This is a genomic window from Cupriavidus gilardii (assembly GCF_008801915.1).
In the GTDB taxonomy this organism is placed as follows: Bacteria; Pseudomonadota; Gammaproteobacteria; order Burkholderiales; family Burkholderiaceae; genus Cupriavidus; species Cupriavidus gilardii.
Window position 1 is genome coordinate 15666 of record NZ_VZOV01000024.1, and the last position, 11878, is coordinate 27543.

General features: G+C 69.3%; 10 protein-coding genes. 4 read left to right on the forward strand and 6 right to left on the reverse strand.

The features are described 5' to 3' along the window. The first annotated feature begins 39 nt into the window (after window positions 1-39). On the forward strand, window positions 40-942 hold the full coding sequence (gene prmB, locus F7Q96_RS21785) for a 50S ribosomal protein L3 N(5)-glutamine methyltransferase (protein WP_053821647.1): 903 nt from the start codon (window positions 40-42) through the stop codon (window positions 940-942). A gap of 76 nt (window positions 943-1018) precedes the next feature. Here prmB and F7Q96_RS21790 read toward each other — a convergent pair whose 3' ends face one another. Continuing rightward, complete coding sequence (locus tag F7Q96_RS21790) at window positions 1019-2116, reverse strand: M14 family metallopeptidase (RefSeq protein ID WP_053821646.1); 1098 nt, start codon at window positions 2114-2116, stop codon at window positions 1019-1021. A 300-nt stretch (window positions 2117-2416) separates the two neighbouring features. On the opposite strand from F7Q96_RS21790, the gene F7Q96_RS21795 reads away from it, so the two are divergent. After that, entirely contained in the window at window positions 2417-2926 is a 510-nt protein-coding gene (locus tag F7Q96_RS21795; RefSeq protein ID WP_053821645.1) for a DUF2165 family protein, read from the forward strand. 21 nt (window positions 2927-2947) lie between these two features. On the opposite strand, the gene F7Q96_RS21800 is transcribed toward F7Q96_RS21795, so the two are convergent. Next, complete coding sequence (locus F7Q96_RS21800) at window positions 2948-3745, reverse strand: hypothetical protein (protein ID WP_053821644.1); 798 nt, start codon at window positions 3743-3745, stop codon at window positions 2948-2950. Between the two features lie 186 nt (window positions 3746-3931). Between F7Q96_RS21800 and F7Q96_RS21805 the strand changes: the two genes are divergently transcribed. Beyond that, a complete protein-coding gene (locus F7Q96_RS21805; RefSeq protein ID WP_053821643.1) occupies window positions 3932-5872 on the forward strand; it encodes an ATP-binding cassette domain-containing protein in 1941 nt (646 codons plus the stop codon). 158 nt (window positions 5873-6030) lie between these two features. Here the strand turns inward: F7Q96_RS21805 and F7Q96_RS21810 are convergent, their stop codons facing one another. Beyond that, the gene (locus F7Q96_RS21810; protein WP_053823062.1) at window positions 6031-7872 is read right to left on the reverse strand and encodes an ABC transporter ATP-binding protein; all 1842 of its coding nucleotides are present in this window, start codon (window positions 7870-7872) and stop codon (window positions 6031-6033) included. Window positions 7873-7917: 45 nt separating this feature from the next. Then, window positions 7918-8403, reverse strand: a complete 486-nt coding sequence (locus F7Q96_RS21815; RefSeq protein ID WP_006577845.1) for a disulfide bond formation protein B — start codon at window positions 8401-8403, stop codon at window positions 7918-7920. Between the two features lie 319 nt (window positions 8404-8722). On the opposite strand from F7Q96_RS21815, the gene F7Q96_RS21820 reads away from it, so the two are divergent. Then, complete coding sequence (locus F7Q96_RS21820) at window positions 8723-9169, forward strand: hypothetical protein (protein WP_315904144.1); 447 nt, start codon at window positions 8723-8725, stop codon at window positions 9167-9169. Between the two features lie 61 nt (window positions 9170-9230). On the opposite strand, the gene radA is transcribed toward F7Q96_RS21820, so the two are convergent. Further along, window positions 9231-10595: a DNA repair protein RadA gene (gene radA, locus F7Q96_RS21825; protein WP_023263825.1), complete on the reverse strand. Its 1365-nt coding sequence runs from the start codon at window positions 10593-10595 to the stop codon at window positions 9231-9233. A gap of 46 nt (window positions 10596-10641) precedes the next feature. Continuing rightward, complete coding sequence (gene alr, locus F7Q96_RS21830) at window positions 10642-11775, reverse strand: alanine racemase (RefSeq protein ID WP_053821642.1); 1134 nt, start codon at window positions 11773-11775, stop codon at window positions 10642-10644. Window positions 11776-11878: the final 103 nt, after the last annotated feature.

Sequence of the window (11878 nt, forward strand, 5' to 3'; positions counted from 1 at the left end):
ATCGCGCCGCACCGATCGACCCCTGACCTCTCCTTCGCCATGGCTCACGCCTCTCCCCTGTCCACCGTCCGCGATCTGCTGCGCCTGGCGGTGTCGCGCTTCACCCAGGCCGGCCTGTCGTTCGGCCACGGTACCGACAACGCCTACGACGAGGCGGTCTACCTGATCCTGCATACGCTGCATCTGCCGCTCGATACGCTCGAGCCCTTCCTCGATGCGCGGCTGCTGCCCGAGGAGATTGCCGCGGTGATGGAGGTGATCCGCCGCCGCGTCGACGAGCGCGTGCCGGCGGCCTACATCACGCACGAGGCGTACATGCATGGGCAGCGCTTCTATGTCGACGAGCGCGTGATCGTGCCGCGCAGCTTCATCGGCGAGCTGCTGCAGGACGGACTGGACCCGTGGGTCGGCGATGTCGATGCGATCGGACCGGTGCTGGAGCTGTGCACCGGCTCGGGCTGCCTGCCGATCCTGGCCGCGCAGGCCTGGCCGCACGCGACGATCGACGCGGTCGACATCTCGGCCGATGCCCTCGAGGTGGCGCGCCGCAATGTCGCCGACTATGGGCTCGAGGACCGCATCCATCTGCATCACGGCGACCTGTACGCGCCGCTGCCGCCGGGCGCGACCTACGACGTGATCCTCAGCAATCCGCCTTATGTGAACGAAGGCGCCATGCAGCGGCTGCCCGCCGAGTATCTGGCCGAGCCCCGCATCGCGCTCGCCGGCGGCGACGACGGCATGGACGTGGTGCGCCGGATCGTGGCCGGCGCACGCGCCCGGCTGAATCCCGGCGGCGTACTGGTGGTCGAGATCGGCAACGAGTTCGACAATGTCGAGGCCGCCTTCCCCGATCTGGAACTGATCTGGCTGACGGTCAGCGCCGGCGAGGAACAGGTGTTCCTGCTGACGTACGAAGCGCTGGAGGCAGCGGGGCTGTAGGGCCCTTTGCTGGTCCTGCGTTGCCGGTGATATTCTGCCCCTCAGGGGGAGAGGGCTGGGGAGAGGAGGTGGTTTCTCAGCCTTCCGCCAGCGCCCCCAGCCCCGCCACAGCCGCCCGCACCGCGGTCGTGCACTGCTCGACCACCCCTTCGCGCCAATCGTCGGCGTCGCCATAGAAGGCGCGCCACATGCCCTGGCGGATCAGCGCGCGCTGCGTGTTGTCGGCGTCCGGATGCAGATGCAGCCAGTGGTCGCCGCGCAGCGCCTGCAATACGTCGGGCAGCGGCAAGGTACCGAACTCCAGCGCAATGCCGGCAAAGTCGATATTGGGCAGCGTATCCGGAACGGCGTGCCAGGCCAGCCCGGTCAGGTTGGCCGACGTCGACGAGCCGTCGTACATCGACGTCACGTGCTGGCCCCAGATCGCGCGGGTCCGCTCCAGCTGCGGCGCGTCGTCGGGCCCCATGTAGATCGGCTCGCCATAGCCCCAGGGCCCCAGCCCGGTATGGATGTCGATCCAGCGCAGGCTGGTGCGTCCCGCGCCGTAGCGCGCCAGGATGCGGCGCAGCGTGTAATTGCTCCAGGTCGCCACGCGGCCGCCATAGAACATGCCGTGCGGATCGTCGTACTGGCCCGCGCTGACGGCGGCCTGATACCAGCTCATGCCGCGCTCGGCGATCGCACGCGCCAGCGCGGCCTCGTCCTGCTCCGATGGCGGCCAGTGCGCCGGCAGCAGCAGCGGCGCGACCTCGGCATAGGCGGGGTTTTGCGGCAGCGGCCGCGTGAAATCCATGAAGTTGCGGTTCAGGTCGACGTTGTCCTCGTTGACCCGCCGCATGTGCGAAAAGCCGTAGGGGTTGACCGCATGGACCAGCAGCAGCGCCGCCCCGGCCTTGGCGCATTGCTGCAGCAGCGCGGCATCGTGCAGCAGCGCGATCTGCGCGCCGGAGCCGCAGAAGCCCTCGGCGCCGTGCATCGCCGAGGTGACCAGGATCAGATGGCGCGCGTCGCGCGGGCCGATCCAGGCGACGTCCATCGCCAGTTCCTCGTCCTCGGCGCCGCGCCGCGTCGGGTGCGCGAACGGCGTGGGCACGTCGCCGACGTTCTCGGCGGCGAGCCGGAACTTCGCGCGGGCTTCCTCGTAGCGGCTTGAAAAGCAATCGTGCAGCTGCATCGGCGGCTCTCCGGGCGACCAGGATCGATCACCGCATTAAACGCCATTCCGCCGCGACACGCCAGCCGGTACAATCCCGTCCGCACAAGGTTGGATCGATCCAGCGCGGCCGGCGCGGCTTCCCAGGCCCGCCACGCGTCTCAGGTAACACCAGTCCCGATCTCCAGCCGGATTTCCCTCGCGCCCGTTCCGGGTCCCGCCTCTTCCCTTCATTCCGACCGCCACGTCGTTCGACCGGCCCGGGGTTGGCACGCCCATCCCACCGGCGCACCGGCGGTCTCTTGCTCCTGAAACTTCGACATGATCGTGCGTTATTCCAAGATCGCCGCGGTATTGGCCATGGCCCTGTTCGCCTCGCTGGTGTCGTTCGGCAACATCACCGACTACGGCACCAACTTCGCCTTCGTCCAGCATGTCTTCCTGATGGACACGACCTTCCCCGGCAACGGCATCATGTACCGCGCGATCCGTTCGCCGGTGCTGCATCACGCCGGCTACATCGGCATCATCGCGCTCGAGACGGCCACCGCGCTGCTGTGCTGGGCCGGCGGCATCGCGCTGTGGCGCGCGCGCGGGCAATCGCCGCGCGCATTCCATCGCGCCAAGACCTGGGCGGTGGCCGGCCTGACGCTCGGTTTCCTGACCTGGCAGGTCGCCTTCATGTCGATCGGCGGCGAATGGTTCGGCATGTGGATGTCGAAGGAGTGGAACGGCGTGCCCGACGCCTTCCGCTTCTTCATCACGCTGCTGACCGTGCTCATCTACGTCAGCCTGCCGTACGACGATCTCGATCTCGACGATCGCCGGTAGGCCGCTCCGGGGCGGTTCCGATCAGCCGTCCCAGTCGGCATCCCGCGCTGCCGCCGCAAGCCGCGGCGGCGTCTCCAGCTGCCACGCGCGCGGATGCAGCGCCAGCCCCGCCGCCTCGCCCTGCGCGCGCGTCAGCGTCAGATGGCGGGCCAGCCAGTCCATCACGCCGCGCAGGAAGCGCTGCTGCTCCAGCCGCACCGCCTCGCGCAGCGCGCGCTCCAGCTGCACGTACGCGGTGTAGACGTCGAGCAGATTGGCTGTCTTCAGCGTGGCCGGCGTCGACGGGCTGCGCTCGATCGCCAGCACGCGGGCGGCCTGCTGCTGGGTCAGCTTGCCGTGCTCGCGCCAGGCCGCATACAGCGGCTCGAGCGGAGCGAAACGGACGCTGGGCTGCACGCGCGGCACGCCGGCAACCTTGTCCATGCGCAGCAGCAGATAGCGGACCGCGGCGGCATGCTGGCGAGCCAGTTCGCGTTCGCCGTCCCGTCCTCGTTGCCGGCCCCCGCCGCGGCGCTGCCACACGTCGTCGCGCCAGGGTCCGGCGCCGGCCGCGCGCGCGGTGAAATCAGGCACCGCGTCGAGCGCGCCATGGCCGCCCAGCAGCCGCAGCGCGCAATCGGGTCCGAACGCATGCTCGCGGCCGGCCGCGTCGCGCAGGATATAGGCGTGGCCCGAGCCGATGCCGTGGCCCTTGTTGCCCGCCGGCATGCCGATTCCCGCGCCGGCGCAGCGCGTGCCGGGCTCGACGAAATCCTTGCGGACGGCGGTCCAGGTTGCGGCCGGGTCTGGACCGAGGACGGAAGCGGGCTCGAGGGGCATGCCTTGACGGTGGGACAACGAAGCAGCAAAAAGGAGGCCGAAACGGCGGCGGGGGCGCATTGTCGCGCGAAAACCCGCCGGGCGCGATAGCGCAACGATAGCCTCGCGGCATGCCGCCCGCCGCCCCAAGCTAAAATGCGCGCTGCCCGGCCTCGTGCCGGGCTCGACTTTCCATAGAAGACTCTCGTGATCCGAATCGACCAGCTAGTACTCCAGCGCGGCACCAAGGTGCTGTTCGACCACACCAGCGTGACGCTCAATCCCGGCGAGCGCGTCGGCCTGGTCGGTGCCAACGGCAGCGGCAAATCGACGCTGTTCGCGCTGCTGCGCGGCGAATTGCATCCGGACGGCGGCGACGTCGCGGTGCCGGCGCAATGGCGCGTGGCCCATGTCGCGCAGGAAACGCCGGCGGTCGAGCGCAGCGCGCTGGACTACGTGATCGACGGCGATACCCGGCTGCGCGCGATAGAACAAACCATCGCCGCCGCCCAGCAGAGCGGCGATGGCCACGCCGAGGCCGAAGCGCACGCGGCCTACGCGGACGCCGACGGCTACACCGCGGCCTCGCGCGCCGAGGCGCTGCTGCTGGGCCTGGGCTTCACGCTGGCGCAAGTGGGCCAGCCGGTGGCGGCCTTCTCCGGCGGCTGGCGCATGCGGCTGAACCTGGCGCAGGCGCTGATGTGCCCGTCCGATCTGCTGCTGCTCGACGAACCGACCAACCACCTGGATCTCGACGCGATCGTCTGGCTCGAAGACTGGCTGGCGCGCTATCCCGGCACGCTGGTGATGATCTCGCACGACCGCGAATTCCTCGACGCGATCTGCAACGTCACGGTCCATATCGAACAGCAGCAGCTGCGCCGCTACGGCGGCAACTACAGCCTGTTCGAGACGCTGCGGCTGCAGCAGATGGCGCAGCAGCAGGCCGCCTACGCGCGCCAGCAGAAGCAGATCGCCCACCTGGAATCGTTCATCACCCGCTTCAAGGCCAAGGCGACCAAGGCGCGCCAGGCGCAGAGCCGCGTCAAGGCGCTGGAGAAGATGGAACGGCTGGCGCCGGTGCACGCCGCGGCCGGCTTCTCGTTCGAATTCCGCGAGCCCGATGCCGCCCCCAATCCGATGATGGTGCTCGATGCCGTCGACTGCGGCTACGCGGGGCCGCCGCCGGTGACGATCCTGCGCGGCCTGACGCTGTCGATCCAGAACGGCCAGCGCATCGGCCTGCTCGGCGCCAACGGCCAGGGCAAATCGACGCTGGTCAAGACGCTGGCCGGTACGCTGGCGCCGCTGGCCGGCACGCTGCGGCACGGCAAGGGCCTGCAGATCGGCTACTTCGCCCAGCACCAGCTGGAGACGCTGCGCGACCACGACTCGCCGCTGCAGCATCTGGCGCGGCTGGCGCCCGATACGCGCGAGCAGGAACTGCGCGACTTCCTCGGCAGCTTCAATTTCCGCGGCGACATGGCGACCTCGCCGATCGAGCCGTTCTCTGGCGGCGAGAAGGCGCGTCTGGCGCTGGCGCTGATCGTCTGGCAGAAGCCCAATCTGCTGCTGCTCGACGAGCCGACCAACCACCTGGATCTCGATACGCGCGAGGCGCTGACGATGGCGCTGGCGCAGTTCGAGGGCACGCTGATCCTGGTCTCGCACGACCGGCATCTGCTGCGCGCCACCACCGACCAGTTCATGCTGGTGGCCGACGGCGGTCTGCAGCCCTTCGACGGCGACCTCGACGACTATCGCGACTGGCTGCTGCAGCAGGCCGCCGCCAAGCGCAACGCCGCGGCGGCGGCGCATCGGGCCGATGGCGCTGACGGTGCCATCGACGCGGCGCCCGCGCAGAACCGCCGCGACCAGCGCCGCGCCGAGGCCGACGAAAGGCAGCGGCTGGCGCAGCTGCGCAAACCGCTGGCCAAGGAACTGGAAAAGGTCGAGAAGCGGATGGCCGTGCTGCAACAGGCCAAGACCGAGATCGACGCCTTCATGGCCGACGAGGCCAGCTATGCCGAGGCCAACAAGGCCAGGCTGCTGGAGATGCTCAAGCGCCAGGGCGAGGTCGAAGGGGAACTGGCCGCGCTGGAGGAGCGCTGGCTGGAGTTGCAGGAGCAGATCGAGCAGATCGCCTGATCGGGCGAGCGGCTTCGCGCCGCGAGCCCTTCCTGCTCCCCTACCCCGCTTCCCCGCTTCCCCGCTTGCCGGCCCCTTTCCGGCTGCTGTTTCCGGCTGCCATTTCGCGCTGCCATTTCGCGCTGCCATTTCCCGGCGGGTTTTGCGACCCCGGCCGCTTACTCCTGCAGCGCCTCCTCGGCCGTCAGGAAGCCCCCGCTCTGGTGGGCCCACAGCCGGCTGTACAAGCCGCCGCGCTGCAGCAGCTCGCGGTGCGAGCCCTGCTCGACGATGCGGCCGCGGTCCAGCACGACGATGCGGTCCATCGCCGCCAGCGTCGACAGCCGGTGCGCGATCGCCACCACGGTCTTGCCTTCCATCAGCCGGTACAGGCTCTGCTGGATCGCGATCTCGACCTCGCTGTCGAGCGCGCTGGTGGCCTCGTCCAGCAGCAGGATCGGCGCGTCCTTGAGCATCACGCGGGCGATCGCGATGCGCTGGCGCTGGCCGCCCGACAGCTTGACGCCGCGCTCGCCGACGTGCGCGTCGTAGCCGCGCCGGCCTTCCCGGTCGCTCAGCGTGTGGATGAAGTCCTCGGCCTCGGCGCGCCGCGCGGCCGCCACCATCTCGGCATCGCTGGCATCGGGGCGGCCGTAGACGATGTTGTCGCGCACCGAACGGTGCAGCAGCGAGGTGTCCTGCGTGACCATGCCGATCTGCGCGCGCAGGCTGTCCTGCGTCACGCCGGCGATATCCTGGCCATCGATCAGGATGCGGCCCGACTCGACGTCATAGAAGCGCAGCAGCAGGTTGACCAGCGTCGACTTGCCCGCGCCCGAGCGGCCCACCAGCCCGACCTTTTCGCCGGGACGGATCGTCAGCGTGAAGTCGTCGAATACCGGCCGGCCCGAGCCGTAGGAGAAGCCGACGTGCTCGAAGCGGATTTCGCCCTGCGGCACCCGCAGCGGTACCGCATCGGCACGGTCCTCGATATGCCGGGGACGCGCCAGTGTCGACACGCCGTCGCGCACCGTGCCGATATGCTCGAACAGCTCGGCGATCTCCCACATCGCCCATTGCGAGATGCCGTTCAGCCGCATCGCCATCGCGGTCGCTGCCGCCACCGCGCCGATGCCGATCTGGCCGGCCGACCACAGGTACAGCGCGAGCCCCGTGGTGGCGACGATCAGCATCATGATCAGCGTGTGGTTGACGATCTCGAAGGCGCTGATCAGCCGCCCCTGCGCATAGACCGGCTGCATGAATTCCTGCATCGCGCTGCGCACGTAGCTGGCCTCGCGCCGCGAGTGCGAGAACAGCTTGACGGTCGCGATATTGGTATAGGCGTCGGTCACGCGCCCGGTCATCACCGAGCGCGCGTCGGCCTGATGCGCCGACACGCGCGCCAGCCGCGGCACGAAGTACCACGATGCGCCGACATAGGCGACGACCCACAACAGGAACGGCGCCAGCAGCCAGCCGTCGAAATTGGCCAGCACCACCGCCGCCGACACCAGGTAGATCACGATATAGACCAGGATATCGGCGACCGTCATCACCGCGTCACGCACGGCCAGCGCGGTCTGCATGACCTTGGTGGTGACGCGGCCGGCGAACTCGTCCTGGAAGAAGCCCATGCTCTGGTTCAGCATCAGCCGGTGGAAATTCCAGCGCAGCCGCATCGGGAAGTTGCCGAACAGCGTCTGGAACTTCAGCATGCTCCAGACCGCGACCACGACGATGCTGGCCAGCACGATGCCGGCGAGCAGCAGCAGGCGATTGGCATAGGTCGACCACAGCTGCTGCGGCTGGACCTGGGCCAGCCAGTCGACCAGACGGCCCAGCATGCTGAACAGCACGGCCTCGAAGATGCCGATCGCCATCGCGCACAGCACCAGCAACAGCAAGTAACGCCGCACGCCCGCGGTGCAATCGACGATGAACGCGATCCAGTGCTGCGGCGGCGTATCGGGAAGCGAATCCGGGTAGTTGTGGATGCGCCTTTCAAACCAACGGAACACGGCCAGTTTCTCCAATGATGTTGCCGAGCGGCCGCGGGGGCTCGCTCAACGATAGTTGCGCTCGCGCCGGATCAGTCCGACCGCCAGCACGCCGGTCAGCACCACCAGCCAGATCAGCGACCAGCCGGGGATCGAGATGCCCAGCACCGGCGGCAGCGGCGCGGTGCACAGACCGTCGGAATAGAAGACCTGCGGCAGCACGCGCGCGGTCGGCAGCGCGTTGACCCAGTTCTCGAGCGGATCGATGCCGCAGCTCGCCTTCGGATCGAGCAGCAGCGAGATGTGGTAGCCGGCGACCGCGATGCCGCCGACGCCCGACAGCATCGCCAGCCCTTGCCACAGCGTGCGGGTGCCCTGCCCCAGCGCGGCCAGCAGCGAGAACAGGCCGATCGCGACGAAGGCGAAGCGCTGCATCACGCAGAGCGGACATGGCTGGTAGCCCTGCGCGTGCTGCAGATACAGGGCGTAGCCGACCAGCCCGAACGAGACGATGGCAATCAGCAGGAAGTAGGCGCGGGAATTCGCTTGCATGGCGGAATGGCGGTCGACAGAGCGGTGAACAAGAGCGGTGAACTGGATCCGGAGCGTTCCGGATAGACAAGGCATGGCGATAGCGGTGGTCCGGCATCGCGGACAGGCGCCATCTTACCGATTTTGCAACGCGCGCGTCGCAGCGATGCGATGACCCCTGCACGCGCTGGGGGCATCGTTGCGGCCGATCGCCGCAGCGCGGCGGCTTTGCATTGCCGAGGCCGGCGATCGCGCCAACAATGCCGTTCATTGTGTCGGCGCGATGCGATCCCGTGCGATCCCCATGCGTCCGCCCCCGGCTTGGTTGAGGACAGTACCCATGAAGAGCAATGCGCTGCGCGCGGTGCGCAGCAACGATGTGCGTGCCCCGCGTTTTCGTACGACCCCGCCGCCCGCTGCGTCCATGGCCCGGCGCGACGCGGCGGCCAACTCGGCAAACGCCGGGAAACCCTCGGTACCGGTGGTGCCGGTCGGCTATCGCCAGGGGTTCATCACCGCGATCTCCGTGCTGCTCGCCTTTACGCTGGCCTTCTGGCGCTACTGGAGCTTCGAGAGCCCGGGCGCGTGGAATCCGCTGTCGCTGGCGGTCGAGGTCTCGCTGGGCGTCGCGGCCGGCCTGCAGGTGGTCGCGCTATTCCGTTCGCTGCGGGTCGAGGACGACCAGGTGCCCGAATATCGCCGCACGCAGCGCTGGCTGTTCGTGTCGGCCGTGGTGCTGATCGCCGCGCTGCTCGGCGCGCTGTGCGAGGACTCGGTGTTCGGTTGAGGCCCGTGCTTCGGCCCGTCTCTATCCGGGCGCGCGCATGGCCGCCCCACGGACCGCGAATCTAGCCGTCGAGGTAGCGCACCCGCTCGATCGCCTGCTCGATTCGCTCGACGGCGATCACCTCGAGCCCGTCGATCGGCTGCTTCGGCGCATTGGCCTTCGGGATCACCGCCTGCGTAAAGCCCAGCTTGGCGGCCTCGCGCAGCCGGTCCTGGCCGCGCGGGCTCGGGCGGATCTCGCCGGCCAGCCCCACCTCGCCGAATACCACCAGTCCGCGCGGCAAGGGCTTGTTGCGCATCGACGAATGGATCGACAGCAGCACCGCCAGGTCGGCGGCCGGTTCGGTGATCTTGACCCCGCCCACCGCATTGAGGAACACGTCCTGGTCGAAGCAGGCGATGCCGGCGTGGCGGTGCAGCACGGCCAGCAGCAGCGCCAGCCGGTTCTGCTCCAGGCCCACCGCCAGGCGGCGCGGATTCGGCACGTGCGCCGCATCGACCAGCGCCTGGATCTCGACCAGCAGCGGGCGCGAGCCCTCCTGCGTGACCATCACGCAGGACCCGGACACGGTCTGCTCATGCTGGGACAGGAACAGCGCCGACGGATTGCTGATGCCGCGCAGGCCGCGCTCGGTCATCGCGAACACGCCCAGCTCGTTGACCGCGCCGAAGCGGTTCTTGAACGCGCGGATCAGCCGGTGCGACGAATGCGTGTCGCCCTCGAAATACAGCACCGTGTCGACGATATGCTCGAGCACGCGCGGCCCGGCCAGGCTGCCTTCCTTGGTCACATGGCCGACCAGGATGATCGTGGTGCCGCTGCTCTTGGCGATCCGCGTCAGCTGCGCCGCGCATTCGCGCACCTGTGCCACCGAGCCCGGCGCCGATGTCAGCGCCTCCGAGTACAGCGTCTGGATCGAGTCGATCACCGCGACCTCGGGCTTGTCGGCGTCGAGCGTCGCCTGGATCTTCTCGAGCTGGATCTCGGGCAGCAGCCCCAGGCTCGGACTGTCGATGCCGAGCCGCTGCGCGCGCAGCGCGATCTGCGCGCCCGACTCCTCGCCGCTGACATAGAGCACGCGCCGGCTGGCCGCCAGATTCGCCAGCGCCTGCAGCAGCAGCGTGGACTTGCCGATGCCGGGGTCGCCGCCGATCAGCACCACGCCGCCAGCGACCAGCCCGCCGCCGAGCACCCGGTCGAATTCCTCGATGCCGCTGGTAAAGCGCGGCACGTCGGACGCCTCGATTTCCGACAGCCGCTGCACCGTGCTCGAGGCTGCCAGCGGCTGGAAGCGCCGCGCCGACGGCGTCTCGGGCACGCTCTCGACCAGCGTGTTCCATTGCTGGCAATGCGGGCACTGCCCCTGCCAGCGCGGCACGGAGCCGCCGCATTCGGTACAGGTGTAAACGGTCTTGGTCTTTGCCAACGGAAATCCTTGGGGCCGGAGAGCGGAGAGCGGAGAGGCGCCGATTCTACTTGGCCGGCGCGGCCTCGGCCACGCCGGGCGCATCCGGCACCGTCAGCGTCGCGACCGTCACCGGCACCCGCGGCGCCAGCGCGCACATCAGCTCGTAGCCGACCGTACCGCTGGCGGCGGCGACATCGTCGATCGGCAGGCCGTGGCCCCACAGCGTCACCGGCGAGCCGACCCGCGCCTTCGGACACGGCGTCAGGTCGACGCACAGCATGTCCATCGACACGCGGCCGACCAGATGCGTGCGTACGCCGTCGACCAGCACCGGCGCCGGCTGGTCGCCCCAGCCCGCGGCATGGCGCGGATAGCCGTCGGCATAGCCGCAGGCGACCACGCCGATCCGCATCGGCCGCTCCGCGGTATACAGCGAGCCGTAGCCGACCGTGTCGCCGGGCCGCAATTCCTGCACCGCGATCAGTTCGCTGTGCAGCGACATCGCCGGCATCAGCCCGGTGTCCGCGATGTCGGCGTGCCGGCCGCTCGGCGAGGCGCCGTACAACACGATGCCGGGCCGCACCCAGGCGCGGTGCGCGGCCGGATGCCACAGCGTGGCCGCGGAGTTGGACAGGCTGGCCTCGCCCGGCAGATTGGCGGTGGCGGCGTCGAACACCTCCAGCTGATGCGCGATGCCGCGCTCGCCGTCGGCGTCGGAGAAGTGCGTCATATGGACGATGCTGCCGACCCCGGACAGCGTGCGGGCGCGCTCCCAGGCGGCACGATACTGGTCCGGTGCGAAGCCGAGCCGGTTCATGCCGGTATTGAGCTTGAGCTGGATCGCCAGCGGCCCCTTGGGACGGGCAACCTCGAGCATGCGCAGCTGCTCCTCGTTGTGGATCGCGGTGGTCAGCCGGTACTCCTCGAGCAGCGGCACGTCCTGGGGCTGGAAGAAGCCCTCGAGCAGCAGGATCGGGCCCTGCCACCCCAGCTCGCGCAGCAGCACGGCCTCGTTCAGGTCCAGCAGGCCGAAGCCATCGGCCGCGCGCAGGCCGGCGAAGGCGCGCCGGATGCCATGACCGTAGGCGTTGGCCTTGACCACCGCCCAGACGCGGGAAGCCGGCGCGTGCCGGCGCACCACCTCGAGGTTGTTGGCCAGGGCGGGTTGATGGATGACAGCGTGAATCGGTCTTGGCATGGGGATCAGGGAAGGTTCGTCACAGCGGCCTCGCGGCGTCGCAGGGGCCCTGGCGGCTATTTGCCTGGGCGGGCGCGCCGAAGTGGTGCGCGGGGCACTGTCA

Coding starts and splice junctions, on each gene's coding strand:
- F7Q96_RS21790 (WP_053821646.1), bottom strand. CDS start 2,116: ATGCAGCTGCACGATTGCTTTTCAAGCCGCTACGAGGAAGCCCGCGCG.
- F7Q96_RS21815 (WP_006577845.1), bottom strand. CDS start 8,403: ATGCAAGCGAATTCCCGCGCCTACTTCCTGCTGATTGCCATCGTCTCG.
- F7Q96_RS21800 (WP_053821644.1), bottom strand. CDS start 3,745: ATGCCCCTCGAGCCCGCTTCCGTCCTCGGTCCAGACCCGGCCGCAACC.
- F7Q96_RS21820 (WP_315904144.1), top strand. CDS start 8,723: ATGAAGAGCAATGCGCTGCGCGCGGTGCGCAGCAACGATGTGCGTGCC.
- alr (WP_053821642.1), bottom strand. CDS start 11,775: ATGCCAAGACCGATTCACGCTGTCATCCATCAACCCGCCCTGGCCAAC.
- F7Q96_RS21795 (WP_053821645.1), top strand. CDS start 2,417: ATGATCGTGCGTTATTCCAAGATCGCCGCGGTATTGGCCATGGCCCTG.
- prmB (WP_053821647.1), top strand. CDS start 40: ATGGCTCACGCCTCTCCCCTGTCCACCGTCCGCGATCTGCTGCGCCTG.